Here is a 13,957-nt window from a genome sequence, read left to right on the forward strand (position 1 = left end):
TAAGCCACCATCGCATACCCACAACTAGCCCATAAAACATCTTGTATACACTGAATTGAATTACTTTCCCTATACGGACAATAAATAATCATATTGAATCATTGTTCGTTCAGTACACGGTCCTTTCCACTTTTATGATCGATTTCTTGTTGCACCATTATTTTATTCTCAAATAACCAAATGAAGGGAGTCGTTGCGTACTTGTTCCTTTTTTCGGGTATTTTACGGCTCAACTATTTGTTGTACGGAGCTGTTATTATAATAAATTAGACCCTTAAAATAAAAACTATGAACTTACATGCAGAAACCGCCGACAAAGGACTAGGTCTTATCGTGGCAGCAATGATGGTCAATCCAGGTCAATTTGATAACCAAGATCCAGACCGATCCTCCAACCATGACACGGACGAAGATGATGACAGCACTCTGACCAACCCGGATCCAGAATTAGAAGATCCAAATGCTAAACCAGAACGTCATCAGGAACATCAAGAAAGCGACCTGGAGGAATATTCACGTGATGAAACTCACGGTCGGAATCGAGATGATTTAATAGACCCGATTGATCCGTTGAATTAGCCTAAAAGATCAGTATGATATGGATTAACTCCACATCAATAAATTGAAGAAGAGCTCTCGGGAAACTTGATCATTTCGCAAGTAAAACAAATGTTAACGGGAAATGTTCCAATTGTCATCAATACCCGTTACTGACCGAGTATCTCGAGTATGTAAACTATCTTATTGATCAAGTAATGGGGCAACAAAAAAATCACGTTAAGTTAGCATACAAAGTATTGTATACTAACTTAACGTGATAAACACCAATTATAAAGTTCACTTTACATATTTGCTATAGTTCTTACTTATTTAAGCTCCCCAGTGTATGAGGTGGGATACTAACGGCAGTTTCGGTCATGTCCTCTGCAACGAGTACACGAGCTTGGTCCAAATGTGCTTTAAGTCCTGGTAAAGTTCCAATAATCCAATTTTTAAGTTCTACATTTTTGATGTTTTCATTTTTACTAGCATCCTCAAATAGCGCAATAGCTTTTTGATGAGAAGCGATAGCGTCATCTTTAAAAGTGCGATCAAAGCTGGTACTGTCCGCACCATTTACCTTGTCCCATTGCTTTTGATGGTCGGCATCCAGTCCGTCCACCAAGGTCATGCCCTGTGCAGCAGCCATTTTTTGAAGGTCACCAATTTGTTTTTGATGATCATCAATCAACATACTGGAATAGGTCTTTACCGCATCATTTTTTGATTTTTCACTGGCGAGCTTGGCAACAGCAATCTCATACTGATTGGACATATATGCTTTAGTGATAAATTCCTGTTCTGCATTTTGCTGTTTAAAAGCGAGAAGGGCAATAATTCCTAGAAATATGCCGCATAGTTTCAAATTTCTAATCATGGTGCTAAAATTTAATAGTCCTGTTACTCTTTTTGTTTTTTAATATAAAAACTTTTTAAGATTGATGGTCTTGCTGATCGTGGCCCTGTGTTTTTACGATTTTATTATAAATACCGAACAGTAAAAACGGGGCGACCCACTGTCCAACAAATAGTGCGGTATGTTTATGACCCACACATTTCAATGCTGCTGCACCAACCATAGCCGTGATGGCCGCACATAAATACACTTTAGATGGTATTTGAGCAGTTTTATCTTCAATCTTTTTCGTTGTTTCCCCTTCTTTAGGGTTTTTGTTTTCTAAATTTTCCATCTTAGATTTTTTTAAGTGAGTGTTATTATTTAACATTTTATACTACAAGAATCAATCTATTCTGATGATCGTTCAATAATAATAACTTTAAGGTATTTTCCGCATAAGCACACGTGTTTTCACACATAAAACACTGATTTTATGTGTTATACCGCATATGTGGCAAATGCTTATTTATAAAAAATAAACACCTATTTATATCGACATCAAGACCTCACAACTGACTTTACATAATTGATTAAAAACGCATTTGTAGCGGAATTACTACAGTTTTTAGAATAATAATATCCGTGTTATTAATACGCATCATGCTTTTAGAATACATTTAACACCTTATAACCGACAAACTAATACCCTAGATTTTTCGTTGTTTTAGTATCGATTAAGTTAATATGTTAATTAAGGAGATTATATGGAAAATGCAGATTTAAATGTCTTGTTCCAGGAAAAAAGACAACAACTCAACCACTTTGCTAGTCAGTTTACATCCGATTATGATGAAAAAGAGGATCTGGTGCAGGAAACCTTCATTCGAGCACTAAAATCTATTCATAATTTTATCCATGATCCAAAATTAATGACTTGGCTATATGTGATCATGAAAAATATTTACATCAACCAATACCGCCGTGAAAAACGAAAAAATGCTATCTACGATGAATATGTTCATACCGATTATTTTGATACGATATCGATCAATCAGACAGAAAACAAGATGATCCATGATGATATCAACAAGGCATTTGAAAGCTTATCAGAGGACAATGCCGAAATATTTCGTATGTACCTGGATGGTTATAAATATCAGGAAATAGCTGAGGTCTATGATCTTCCCGAAGGAACCATTAAATCAAGGATCCATGTGATCCGAAAAACATTGAAGGAAAAATTAAAAATGTATCAGATCAATTGATACGATATCATGGAAGAAGGCAGTCAGAGATATAACAAAAATGTCCAATTGACACTAAACTAAATAAAAACACTTTACAACGTTAAACTAAACTATACAATCATGAAAAAAATTAAATTCTTATTTGGTGCTATAATGGGTATAATTTTAGCATCAGCCTGCGGTAACAGTTCGAATCATAAAGAAAATAATATGGACAGTATGTCTACGGATACCACTATGCAGCGAGATACCATGATGCCTGATACAAGCATGATCCAATATCGCGATTCCAATTCGACAGAATCATCTAATGGTGTCATCCCACCTACTTCATAAGTAAACCGCAGTCCTGTCATGATGAACAGGGTCTCTGTTATTCTACTTAACTCAGCATATACGTAGCTTCTATATTAAATTCTCCAAGACGATGGTCTGACCATCGTCGTTTGGAGATTTTTTGTGTTTTGTCTGGTCAATAGATCATCCATATCAACCCGCTGTAAAGAAAAGATGATGGAAGTGGTCAACCGCTAGCGTCTAAAACGAAAAAAAGCTGGCTCCTAAGAACCAGCTTTGATATTTTGACTATTGAATCCGTACCTTTTATTGAGCCTCTCCCACATTGGCTTCATCCATGGCAATTTCGGTCAGTAAAACATCTGTTTCTTTCTCTTCGGCCAGTGTAGCAGCCAAAAGCTCTTCTGCTTCCGTATGTTCCATCAGTCTGGCATAAGTGACCAGACAACCGTAACTTGCAATTTCGTAGTGCTCCACTTTTTGAGCAGCACAGATCAACGCTGCATCTAACACTTCTGGACTGTCCTGGAACTCTTCGATAATTTCTTCAGCCTCGTTCAAAAGGCCTTCCATAGCTTTACACTTTTTGCCCCTTGCGGTCAGATCTAAACTGGAGAATACCGATTTTAACCGTTCTATCTGGCCTTCGGTCTGCTTATAGTGCGTTTTAAAAGCTTCTTTCAGCGTATCACTATGGGCTCCGTCTGATAACTTTTTTAGTCCTTTGAGCAATTGTCTCTCCGCACCGAGGATGTCTTTTAGTTCATCGACAAATAACTCATGTAAATGTGCATTTGGCATTTCGCCCGATTTGTTTCTACTAGCCATAATCGTATCGTTTTAGGTAACAAATAACGTTAGATCAGAACTCTTCCAACTAACTGCGATTAGAACTCATCAACTCGATGAATAGTTCGCAAAAAGATGGATATCACGTATAAAATTTAAATGTCAGGTAAAAACTACGGCTTCCTATAGGATTTTACATTGATCTGCAGGTCATCATTGATCAGGTTTCACTGTTATATAAATCCTTTATGCATTCCACGAGAATGACCATTCATCCCTCCTATTGGCCATTCATCCCTCCTATAGGTTAGTTTTCCCTCCATAGTTCGTTTTAGAAAAGCACTTCCTATATTTCAGGTCTTTTTTTAATTCTAAACCAACTGTAAACTAAGCCATGAGAAAAAGTAAAAAAGAGATTTTGGACATCTTTTTTAAAGATATTAATCCCCACTGGGCTTCCGCTATTCCTGAACTGCTGGATGCCTTTGAAGAGATGCGTTTTGTGAAGGGGGAATACTTGACCAATCACTACGGTGATCTCTATCTGATCGTCAATGGTTTTTTTGGTAAATATGAAAAAACCCATCCTGTACGCTATGCCATTACCGGTGAATCGCTGATGATCCCCAACCAGCGGCACCCCTATCAGTTTATTGCCCTGACCGATAGCATCACGTATTTGACGACCCGCGAGCAGCTGTTTACCATCAATCAAAAGAATTATCAACTGTTCCCGATCTATGCCTACTTGATGGACAGGCAGCAGCAGTATCTCGATTATCGGGAAAAGCTCTTGTCCCTCCCCAATCAGGACAAATATGATTATGTATTTGACAAATATCCAGACATCCGTAGGTATATTAAACATAAAGAGCTGGCGCGTTTTATGGGGATCAGTGAAGAGCTACTCCGGCGCCTGATGCGCGAAAGGGAGTAGCTCTTATAAACAATAAAGTGTTGCCATTCTATTACGGCCGTTTATTTACCTGTTATGACCCGACGGTGTTCAGTACCCCATGCTGCCAGATTCTCAATAATCGTTCTTAGCGTATTGCCGTAGTCCGTAAGCTGATATACCACGGTCACAGGATGGGTATCCACAACCGTACGGCTCACCAGTTTGTTCATTTCCAGCTCCTTGAGCTCCTTGCTCAGCATTTTGTTGGATATACCCGTGACATCGTTCAAAATATCAGAGAATCTTCTTTTATTATAATAACAGACGGCAGATATGATGGATATTTTCCATTTACCATTTAAAACATCCATGGCATCATGTACAGCCCTGACCTGATTTTTATTAATTTCTTCGGTGCATTTATATTCTTCCATAAGTTACCTAGTTACTCCAATGTTACTGTTACTTTTAGTTACAAAGTTACAAATGTAAATAAAAACATAATACATTTGTTGCATCAAATTAAAACAATTAAAAAATGAATTTTACAAATAAAAACGTCGTGATTACAGGTGGAACCACAGGAATTGGTTTCGCTACTGCAGCAGCCTTTATCGATGCTGGAGCACATGTATGGATTACCGGGAGAAAGGAAGAAAATCTACAAGCCGCCGCTCGTGCGATCAATAGCCCGAGACTAACGACCGTCGTATCAGACACCTCCAATTTTGAGGGAATCGCTGCTCTTGAAAACCTGGTGATCGAAAACAACATGAACATTGACGTCCTCTTTCTGAATGCAGGTATCGCTACCTTTGCTCCGATCGAGCAAGTCACTGAAGCTGACTTTGACGCTCAGTTCAATACCAATGTAAAGGGGCATTTCTTCACCTTACAAAAGCTGATTCCCCACCTTCAAGCAGGATCATCTGTGATCTTCACCTCATCTACCGTTGCTACAGCGTCTAATTTAGGAGCTTCTGTATACTCTGCAACAAAAGGTGCATTGAATAAAATCGCGCAGATCGCAGCCAATGAGCTTGCATCCAAAAATATCCGTGTCAATGTGGTGAGTCCGGGACCTATTGAGACCCCTGGGCTGCAAAATGCGGTACCTCAAGAAGCGATGAATCATCTGGCTGCAGCCACTTCACTTCAGCGTATCGGTAAACCGGAAGAAATCGCCAACACGGTGCTTTTCCTCGCTTCGGATAAAGCCAGCTTTATCAACGGAACAGAATTTTTAGTTGATGGTGGCTACATCACCTATGCCATGAAATAAGAAAGAACAGTAATCATCCTCAAAAGCCGCAGTATCCAAGCATACTGCGGCTTTGTTATTTTATGCATGTGTAGAGTGGCACTGTCTATTTTATCTTTGAAGATCAACCATGATATCCAACCTATAAAAATATCACGATACCCACTAATTGGGACATAACTACCCAAATTAGTGGGCATAAATTCCCAAAACATAGGGCTCCAAATCCCAAAAAATAACGAAAAATGCTATTGAACTTTGTTATAGCAGGTCGGATGAAATCGGTCAAAGTCATCTTACGTAAAAGAAGAATAAACGCCAAGGCATAAATTTCTTTCGATCTGCCCAATAAAAAAACAAGGTTATGAAACAATACAAGAAAAAATTTACCGTCTTCCCCGGTAGGCGGGTACGAGGAAGCTAAAAACGGCAAAGCCTCCAGGTCGGGAGGCTTTGCAGCACACCAGTTTAAGCGTGTGCATATTTTATGAAAGGTTGTGTGAAAATAAACATAATCAGCTCATTAAACAATTTTTTAACATTTTAAAAATCAACTGCTATGGCTTGGTTCTCTTTCACGGGCACAGACCCGTCTCAAAGCTCCCACTATACCTTAGTAGCGTCACAACCAACATGTCCTGGACTAACACAAAGGATGTGTGCCTTACAGGCAATGAATGATGGTAGTAATAATCCAGTAATTACGGATGCATTAAAAGATGAAATCATCAATTCGCTGCAAAATCAGGTGAACGGCACGAATGTGAAGTTGAAGGCGCGATAGACGGTTTAAGTACCGTATACAATAGCGTTCGCTAAGTAAGTAATAGGGTATGACGAGGAGTCATACCCTAATTATTAAAACAAATTAATTATTTAACAATCTAATATTTAAGACTATGAATTGGTTTAGTTTTACGGGTACAAACCCATTAAGTCCCACACATTATTCGCTTGTTGGTTCACAACCTGCATGTCCTGGAATACCACAGAGAATGTGTGCCATACAAGCGCAAAATGACGGCTCTAACAATCCAGATATGACCGATGAATTAAAGGAGGAAATAGCCAATTGCTTAGAAAACAAAGTGAACAGCACAAATGTGAAGTTAAAGGCGTAATATGAGTGATTGGGGCTGTAAATAAAACACAGCCCCTTTCTAACTACATTATTGGTTCACCTCTTCTACAACCAGTACCTCTTGCATACCACGGCCTAATACCGCCTCGATACCATAAGCCGCTAACTGTTCATTAAATTCCTCCAAATTTGCATATGGTGCTATTTTTATTTTTTCTTTGCTATGAACAAGATCTAATGCAGGCGGAAATTGCTCGCCTAAATCAGTCATTACTGCTAGAACAGAACTGTTCGCATAATTCATTGCCTTTTCAAGTGTTTTGCCCGTATAGGGTTTCACAGGGCAGGGTTTGAAAATCAAACAATCTATTTCCTGCATGGTTTTATAGGATCGGATACCAAAAAAATTATGCAGATCATTCAGCACAATTCTTGCACGAGCTGAATCTGGTCTTTCTATTTTGTCCAAGCGTTCATAACAAATGGCATTTTTTGTATACCAGATATCTCCCATATTGGATAAGTCTACATATCGATTGGGATCTTTCACCTTTAGTATACGTCTTTCAGCTCTCGGGATGTATTGAGCTTGTGTACCTCTAATTTTTGCCCAGGTAAATTGAATAGCATCATAGATCGACACATTATAAAACGACGTTTTGATCAGGCCTGAGATACTATCCTTTTTAATGCGCATCGATTCAGCCGGTACACCATCCTGATAACCTGTGATCCAGACTCCCTCTCTATTTTTCTGACTGGCATTATCAACTTGTCCTGCCAGATCTCCTTTACCAAAATCGTCTTTCAGCGGTACGGAAACCGTACCTGTTTGATAGAGCTTCAAAATATTTTCTTCAGTGACAAGCCTATTGCCCGTGATCGCATGGATCTTCCCTTTGAATAGAAAAATAACATGTGGTGCACTTTGATGCGGAAACCGCTCTTTTAAATAGGTATCGGCGTAGATAACCGGCAGATTGACATGGTTTTCTTTTAGAAATTCATTGGTTGCATAGAACTTATCTAACGTAGCTTTGTCCTGCCAGGCAACATTAAAAATCTGTAGCTTGTCTCCTAATTTATGCTGAAGCTCCTGCAGCTCGGGCATACTTTGTATACAGGTGCCACAAAAGGTATCAAAGAAATCCAAGATGACGACCTTATCTTCCAGTGCCTTCCAGTCAATTTTTTTCACCTGACCGCGCATCAGCTGCACACTGGAAGGCGGTATAAAGTTGTCCCCTACTTTAAGGGCTTTGCTAAAGTCTACTTTGGGGTTGGTCTGCGCATGTAAAGTACCGAATACCAAAAGTAAACAGATGTGAAGTGCGATCAATTTTAAATGTTTCATATGTATATAATTTTATATTTAATGGTCATAAAGAATATCCAAACTGCAATCATTCGTGTTGTTGCAGCATGTGCTACATGGATATTTCATATTTGCTTTTTTTATAAATGATTATCGATTATTTTGAGGTATCTTCCCTACAGAAACTACTGGTTCGGGAAGTCGAAAGGCATACTTTCGACTGTCATGTGGAAGTGTATATGTCACTCCTTTTACTATTTTGATTAGATTTTTTTGAAAACGTGAATCTAGGTTCAATCGCTTGAGATCTGACCAGCGGCGACCACGAAATAGCAATTCTTTTTGTCTTTCCTGCAATATTAAGGGCAGTAATATATCTGGATTGGTTTCTGTGATCGGGATATAGTTATTCTTATCCTGCCTTTTCTGCAACAAGGTATTCACTGCTAACAAAGCCTCGCTGATCTTCCCGGTCCGCACGGCCGATTCGGCTTTGATCAGATACATTTCACTTGTCGTCAGACCCACGAAAAGATTGTTATTGGCTTTATCATAATTACCTTTGAATCCATAAGAATTCTCGGGATAGCTGTTCTTCTTAAAAAAGATACCTTTCCTGAGATCGTTGCTCCGATAGGATTTGTATAAAACAGAATCCACCAGTCCATTATTCAAACTCATCGGCCCCGCATTGGCACTGACTGCAGCGAAAAGCACTTCTACATTGAACTTCGGTATCGGCAGATTGTCCGTTGCTTTCAAGGTATTAAAATCCATCAATTCACGATGCGTCTGCAAGCTGGAGTCGGCATATTGATAAGCTTGCTGGTAGTCGCCCATATATAAATAAGCTCTAGCCAAGCCAGCATATGCCGATGCACGAAAAGGTCTCCCTTTGATCGCTTCGTTTAACGGTAATCTACCCGCTGCCATCTTATAATCGGACACAATCTGCTCATAGCTTTGCTTTAAAGATGCTCGTGTCGATGGCACATCAATAGCTGGATCCAACCGAAGAGGAATCCCCATTTCCGCAGAAGCGGTTTGCTGCTGGTATGCAGCTGCAAATACTTCCACTACTTGCTGAAATGCAAATGCACGAAAGAAATGGGCTATACCGACGATATTTTTAGCCTTTTCAGTTGCGCTCTCCGCTCCTAGCTTACTGATGATATCCAGCGCCTGGTTGGCATTGTAAACGACTTTATAAGGTCGCTGCCACTGCAGCACATCATTGTAGGGCTGATCTGTCCAAGTATAGGCATTCCGCTGATCCAGATTCATGACACCATCAAAAGTTTCGGAACTCACATCATATTGATCGGTACTCCATTCTCCATATACCGGATAGGCGGTATTCATCGTTGTATAATCATTGAGCAAAAATTCTGCGTCATCCAAGCTTTTAGGGACGACCATTTTGATATCGGGTTTTTCTTCCAAAAAATCGGAACAGCTGGAGAAAGCTAACAAGAACGCGATACCAACCGAAAAATTGTGTATTTTCATAATAAGTAGATTAAAGGTTAAAACTGAATCCAAGGGAGGTCATCAAAGGATCGGGAATACCTGCTCCATACTCGCTATCGATACCCCATTTATTGGCGCGCCATATCGTTCCCACATTTTGCACATAGCCATAGAGCTTACAGTTTTTAAGTTTAAAAATAGCAGTAAAAGGTAGATTGACTGTTAACTGAATATCGCGCAACTTGATCTGACCGCCATCTTCCACCAAGGCCGTAGAGCCCATATATACCCTACTGGCATTGGAGTTATTTGGATAGCTAAATGCCGGAACATCCGTGATCTGTTCGTCACCCGGTTTTTGCCAACGCAGTGCATAGTCTTTATGCCCGATATTGTCACTCAGGAAGCTATTGTTACTAAAAGAATTGCGCAGAAATTTATGTCCCAGCTGGTAGGCAATATTCCAGGAGAGTTCCACGGCTTTATAGCGCACACTATTACGCCAGCTGCCGGTATATAAGGGAACTGTAGAGCCCATATATTCGAGCTCGGTCGCTTTCAAGTTGGTGATCGCACTATAGTCTTTCGAAATTTCACCATGCAGATAAGCGCGTGGTTCACCTGTCTCCGGATCCAAACCAGCCCATTTATAAGCTAGAAGACCAAAGAGATCCATGCCCACAAATGGTGTATTCCGATTACTGGTCAACCCACCGGCAATGTAATCCTGTCCGATTTCATTCTGCACAAAAGCTTTTAACACCTTGGTGCGCATATAACTAAAGACCACATTACTGCCCCATACCCAATTTTTAGACTGCACAGGCAGTGCATTTAAAGAAATATCCCAACCCTTGGTTTTTAGATTCGCACTGTTTACCATCATAGTTGAAAATCCTGTACTCGGGTCAATTCTATCGGAGGCAATCAAGTCTTTCGCATTCTTTTCATAGTATTCGACACTCCCCGATAGTCCGCTGTTTTTTAGTGCAAAGTCCAATCCGAGATTCTTGATCCCCACACGTTCCCATCGTAATTTGGGATTAGGAGGTCTCATGATCATTCCAAATTGCTGATTGTTGACGAAATGAACCTGACTTTCTATGGACATGATCGGATAAGCCGACACCATATTATTCACATTGCCATTATAACCGTAGGTCGCCCGCAATTTCAGAAAACTGAACGGACTATCCTTTAGAAAAGCTTCATTGGAAGCAATCCATGCGGCCCCTACTGACCAAAAAGGCTGTCCACGATCATTACTTTTTACGCCAAATAGATTGGAGGCATCTTTACGAAAGCTACCGCTCAACAGATAGCGGCTGTTATACGTGTAGGCAGCATTTGCAAAGTAGGAAATGAAATTATTTCGCAGATCTTCATAACGTGAACGGTCAACAATAGTTTTAGTTCCGAATGATCCATTTATAAAAGGAAATTCCACCCCATAGGCGACAGGTTTAAACGCACCGGTCTGCGGATCAAAACCATGATACTGCGTAAAATTCAGTTTTTTATCGCTCATCCTGATCTCAGATCCTAATAGAAAAGACAGTTCATGCTTATCCAACCATTTGCGATTGTAATCTGCTGTCATACGGCCCTGATGAGCAACATTGTTCCAATTGCTAATGCCCAAATAATCACCGACAGGTAGATTCCAGGTCACGGCCTCATCGGTATAGCTAGCCAGTCCATTGATCTCATCCCGCTGGAAATAGGATCCGATACCCTGCCACTGTTCAATAGGAATAATCGATCGCTGATAAGCATACAACAGGTTTAATTTCAAACCAAAATCAAACGAATAACTGGTATTGATATTGGAAAAAAACTCCTGTACTTTTTGCGTTTCTTTGGTATCATAAAGCTCTTTCAAAGGCCTGTACGACCAATCGAGCAAGCGCCCACCTGCCACGGTATCCTGATAGACGGGATTGAAACTGGATATATCCACCACCAACGGATTTCCATTCCGATCCGCCAGCTTCATGTAGGGGTACATGTCCGGACCGCTGCCCAGAAGGTTATATTGAACTGGAAACAAGCTTTCTCTGGTCTTGGATTCCGTATACATCATCCCGATATCCACCAGCATATTCTTGACGGGGCGTAACTGGGTATTGGACTTTAGGTTCAGACGTTGATAGGAAGAAGTCACGACTTCATTGAGATTCTTATCATAACCAACAGAAAATATGGTATTGATCTTCTCACCTCCAGACTGCAACTGTAGGTTATATTGTTGATTGACCGATCTGCGGTAGATGTATTTTAAGAAGTCGTCCCTCATATCCGTACTGCGCATCTCTCCGATGGCTTTATTAAATTCATCTTCCGATATTTTCCCCGTCCGTTTGTTTTCCATTAACCAAAGGGCTGGCTCCGGATTGTAGTACCACTCATTAAACTGGCCGTTGTATCGACCCTGTTCAAATAGATCCTGTTGCAGATCGATATAATCGGAGGACTTCATCTGCGGATAATAATACAGATCGGGCTTGGCTTTGATACTGATATTGGAATTAAAAGAAAGTGAAGTCGGGTTGTTAAATTTCCCCCGTTTGGTCGTAATCACAATAACGCCATTGCCGGACTGCGCTCCCCATATGGAAGAAGCTGCGGCATCTTTCAGTACCGTGACACTTTCGATATCGTTGGGATTGACGTTATTAAAAGTACCTTTCCCATAATCGCCACCTCGGCTATCATAAGGCACACCGTCGAGTACAATCAAAGGCCATCTTTCCGAATTCATGGTACTGATACCGCGGACATTAATATTGAGTAAACTGCCGCGATTGGTATTGTTCTTCAATGCCGAGATCCCGGGTACCACATCCTCCAGCCTACTCACAAAGTCTGTCGACACCTTACGATTGAAGAGCTTATTGTCGACAAACTCAAAAGAGCCAGTAGCCCGTTCTTTGGGAATTTTCTGGTATCCGGTCGATACCACTTCCACTTCTTCAAGTTTGTTATCTTCAGGTATCAATTTAACCATTAACGATACTCCTGTGGTATAATAGATTTCTTGACTCTTGAAGCCGACGTAGGAGAACTTGACTTTACCTTTTCCATTGTTGACCAACAGATTAAAAGTGCCGTCTTTTGAAGTTTTGATCTGCAGATTTTCGGCATCGATCCGGATGGAAACACCCTGCATGGCTGCACCGTCTATAGACGACACCACCTGCCCTGTCAATTCTGAACGCCCATTCACCCCGCTGTCCTTGCGGGGCGTCTGAGCGTAAGTACTTACCATAAAAGCGTTGCACATCAGGGTGAATAATAACATATTGCCGATAAGCAATATATTTTCCCCCTTGGATTTAAATAGCTTTTGGAGATCGCTCCAAAGCTTTATTCTATATAGGTCATCTGTATTCATTGTTGTTAATTTTTTGGGTATAATGCTTCGATACCCTTTTCTTACCGAGGGGGACTTGATCCTAAAGTCGCTTGATGCCCTCGGCAGAATCGGGACTTATAAACACCGAAACTCTACTCATCCTTTTCTAAGGTTAATTTCTATTTTTTCTCATAATCACGGTGGTCTGATCTTCCCAGATCAGTTCTACCGACTCGCCATTTTCAGTAGTGATCGGTCGGCTATCTGTGACAATGGACAGCTGCTCCACTTTGACATCCAATTGAAAATGATCATTGAGATCGTTACAGATCCGTTGCTGATACTCTTCAATGGCGGTATCGGTAGGTACGGTGAGCTCATAATGGTAGATCAGCTTTTCTCCGTACTCACAAGATCGGCAAGGGATATATCTGGCTCGGTCTTGTCCAAACACGATAATCTGTTCTTTTGGAAAGTTGGATGGCAGCCCCAAGGCAAATAAGTAGGCTTCATAGATCGACATGCAGACCATCGTGATCCGAAGTACATCTTTGCGCACATCACTCACTATAGTGATATAGGGATCGGTCTTTTCCACTGCGGGAACCAGTATCGAATAGTATAGCTCCTCTGGTCTTTGCACTACAATAGATACAGGTACATGAGGTACGCGACTTCTGGACCTGACAGGTGTAGGCTTTTTAGATTTCTGTTTTGGTATTAGTGTTGTCATAATTGGTTCTTTGGTTATTGGAACACGATTTTCGCTAAAAAACGAAGACAGTTCTCTCCCTGGGGACAGCACATAGCTCTCCCTAACACAAGTTTTTTGCATTGTTTAATGGTTTACATTGAAGCTGAATCAG

15 protein-coding genes are annotated in these 13,957 nt (G+C 40.5%); 7 read left to right on the forward strand and 8 right to left on the reverse strand.

From position 1 onward, the window contains the following. Positions 1-288: 288 nt before the first annotated feature. A complete protein-coding gene (locus AC06G9_RS12155) occupies positions 289-579 on the forward strand; it encodes a hypothetical protein (protein WP_480956308.1) in 291 nt (96 codons plus the stop codon). A gap of 283 nt (positions 580-862) precedes the next feature. Here AC06G9_RS12155 and AC06G9_RS12160 read toward each other — a convergent pair whose 3' ends face one another. Both AC06G9_RS12160 and AC06G9_RS12165 read right to left on the reverse strand, forming a co-directional pair. After that, positions 863-1,417: a DUF4142 domain-containing protein gene (locus tag AC06G9_RS12160; protein WP_045754258.1), complete on the reverse strand. Its 555-nt coding sequence runs from the start codon at positions 1,415-1,417 to the stop codon at positions 863-865. A 55-nt stretch (positions 1,418-1,472) separates the two neighbouring features. Next, positions 1,473-1,730, reverse strand: coding sequence for a hypothetical protein (locus AC06G9_RS12165; protein WP_045754257.1), 258 nt, complete (start codon positions 1,728-1,730; stop codon positions 1,473-1,475). 412 nt (positions 1,731-2,142) lie between these two features. On the opposite strand from AC06G9_RS12165, the gene AC06G9_RS12170 reads away from it, so the two are divergent. After that, positions 2,143-2,643 carry an RNA polymerase sigma factor gene (locus tag AC06G9_RS12170; protein WP_045754256.1) on the forward strand — a complete coding sequence of 167 codons (501 nt, stop codon included), beginning with the start codon at positions 2,143-2,145 and terminating at the stop codon, positions 2,641-2,643. Positions 2,644-2,745: 102 nt separating this feature from the next. Further along, on the forward strand, positions 2,746-2,961 hold the full coding sequence (locus tag AC06G9_RS12175) for a hypothetical protein (RefSeq protein WP_480956309.1): 216 nt from the start codon (positions 2,746-2,748) through the stop codon (positions 2,959-2,961). A 267-nt stretch (positions 2,962-3,228) separates the two neighbouring features. Here the strand turns inward: AC06G9_RS12175 and AC06G9_RS12180 are convergent, their stop codons facing one another. Continuing rightward, positions 3,229-3,750 (reverse strand): YciE/YciF ferroxidase family protein, encoded by a 522-nt coding sequence (locus AC06G9_RS12180; protein ID WP_480956310.1) that lies wholly within the window; start codon positions 3,748-3,750, stop codon positions 3,229-3,231. 355 nt (positions 3,751-4,105) lie between these two features. On the opposite strand from AC06G9_RS12180, the gene AC06G9_RS12185 reads away from it, so the two are divergent. Then, positions 4,106-4,648 carry a cyclic nucleotide-binding domain-containing protein gene (locus tag AC06G9_RS12185; protein ID WP_480956311.1) on the forward strand — a complete coding sequence of 181 codons (543 nt, stop codon included), beginning with the start codon at positions 4,106-4,108 and terminating at the stop codon, positions 4,646-4,648. Between the two features lie 41 nt (positions 4,649-4,689). Here AC06G9_RS12185 and AC06G9_RS12190 read toward each other — a convergent pair whose 3' ends face one another. Further along, the gene (locus AC06G9_RS12190) at positions 4,690-5,043 is read right to left on the reverse strand and encodes a winged helix-turn-helix transcriptional regulator (RefSeq protein WP_480956312.1); all 354 of its coding nucleotides are present in this window, start codon (positions 5,041-5,043) and stop codon (positions 4,690-4,692) included. A gap of 104 nt (positions 5,044-5,147) precedes the next feature. Between AC06G9_RS12190 and AC06G9_RS12195 the strand changes: the two genes are divergently transcribed. From AC06G9_RS12195 to AC06G9_RS12205, 3 genes are all read left to right on the forward strand, one after another. Further along, positions 5,148-5,891, forward strand: a complete 744-nt coding sequence (locus AC06G9_RS12195; protein WP_480956313.1) for an SDR family NAD(P)-dependent oxidoreductase — start codon at positions 5,148-5,150, stop codon at positions 5,889-5,891. 538 nt (positions 5,892-6,429) lie between these two features. Continuing rightward, positions 6,430-6,654, forward strand: a complete 225-nt coding sequence (locus tag AC06G9_RS12200; protein WP_346575769.1) for a hypothetical protein — start codon at positions 6,430-6,432, stop codon at positions 6,652-6,654. Positions 6,655-6,769: 115 nt separating this feature from the next. Then, positions 6,770-6,991 (forward strand): hypothetical protein, encoded by a 222-nt coding sequence (locus tag AC06G9_RS12205; protein WP_480956314.1) that lies wholly within the window; start codon positions 6,770-6,772, stop codon positions 6,989-6,991. Positions 6,992-7,039: 48 nt separating this feature from the next. On the opposite strand, the gene AC06G9_RS12210 is transcribed toward AC06G9_RS12205, so the two are convergent. The 4 genes from AC06G9_RS12210 to AC06G9_RS12225 form a co-directional block, all read right to left on the reverse strand. Beyond that, entirely contained in the window at positions 7,040-8,305 is a 1,266-nt protein-coding gene (locus tag AC06G9_RS12210; protein WP_480956315.1) for a TlpA family protein disulfide reductase, read from the reverse strand. 111 nt (positions 8,306-8,416) lie between these two features. Beyond that, complete coding sequence (locus AC06G9_RS12215; RefSeq protein WP_480956316.1) at positions 8,417-9,775, reverse strand: RagB/SusD family nutrient uptake outer membrane protein; 1,359 nt, start codon at positions 9,773-9,775, stop codon at positions 8,417-8,419. A 10-nt stretch (positions 9,776-9,785) separates the two neighbouring features. Continuing rightward, on the reverse strand, positions 9,786-13,130 hold the full coding sequence (locus AC06G9_RS12220) for a SusC/RagA family TonB-linked outer membrane protein (RefSeq protein WP_480956317.1): 3,345 nt from the start codon (positions 13,128-13,130) through the stop codon (positions 9,786-9,788). A gap of 133 nt (positions 13,131-13,263) precedes the next feature. Continuing rightward, the gene (locus AC06G9_RS12225; protein WP_480956318.1) at positions 13,264-13,824 is read right to left on the reverse strand and encodes a hypothetical protein; all 561 of its coding nucleotides are present in this window, start codon (positions 13,822-13,824) and stop codon (positions 13,264-13,266) included. Between the last annotated feature and the right edge of the window lie 133 nt (positions 13,825-13,957).

The organism is Sphingobacterium sp. MAE, assembly GCF_056711605.1.

Coding starts and splice junctions, on each gene's coding strand:
- AC06G9_RS12155 (WP_480956308.1), top strand. CDS start 289: ATGAACTTACATGCAGAAACCGCCGACAAAGGACTAGGTCTTATCGTG.
- AC06G9_RS12160 (WP_045754258.1), bottom strand. CDS start 1,417: ATGATTAGAAATTTGAAACTATGCGGCATATTTCTAGGAATTATTGCC.
- AC06G9_RS12165 (WP_045754257.1), bottom strand. CDS start 1,730: ATGGAAAATTTAGAAAACAAAAACCCTAAAGAAGGGGAAACAACGAAA.
- AC06G9_RS12170 (WP_045754256.1), top strand. CDS start 2,143: ATGGAAAATGCAGATTTAAATGTCTTGTTCCAGGAAAAAAGACAACAA.
- AC06G9_RS12175 (WP_480956309.1), top strand. CDS start 2,746: ATGAAAAAAATTAAATTCTTATTTGGTGCTATAATGGGTATAATTTTA.
- AC06G9_RS12180 (WP_480956310.1), bottom strand. CDS start 3,750: ATGGCTAGTAGAAACAAATCGGGCGAAATGCCAAATGCACATTTACAT.
- AC06G9_RS12185 (WP_480956311.1), top strand. CDS start 4,106: ATGAGAAAAAGTAAAAAAGAGATTTTGGACATCTTTTTTAAAGATATT.
- AC06G9_RS12190 (WP_480956312.1), bottom strand. CDS start 5,043: ATGGAAGAATATAAATGCACCGAAGAAATTAATAAAAATCAGGTCAGG.
- AC06G9_RS12195 (WP_480956313.1), top strand. CDS start 5,148: ATGAATTTTACAAATAAAAACGTCGTGATTACAGGTGGAACCACAGGA.
- AC06G9_RS12200 (WP_346575769.1), top strand. CDS start 6,430: ATGGCTTGGTTCTCTTTCACGGGCACAGACCCGTCTCAAAGCTCCCAC.
- AC06G9_RS12205 (WP_480956314.1), top strand. CDS start 6,770: ATGAATTGGTTTAGTTTTACGGGTACAAACCCATTAAGTCCCACACAT.
- AC06G9_RS12210 (WP_480956315.1), bottom strand. CDS start 8,305: ATGAAACATTTAAAATTGATCGCACTTCACATCTGTTTACTTTTGGTA.
- AC06G9_RS12215 (WP_480956316.1), bottom strand. CDS start 9,775: ATGAAAATACACAATTTTTCGGTTGGTATCGCGTTCTTGTTAGCTTTC.
- AC06G9_RS12220 (WP_480956317.1), bottom strand. CDS start 13,130: ATGAATACAGATGACCTATATAGAATAAAGCTTTGGAGCGATCTCCAA.
- AC06G9_RS12225 (WP_480956318.1), bottom strand. CDS start 13,824: ATGACAACACTAATACCAAAACAGAAATCTAAAAAGCCTACACCTGTC.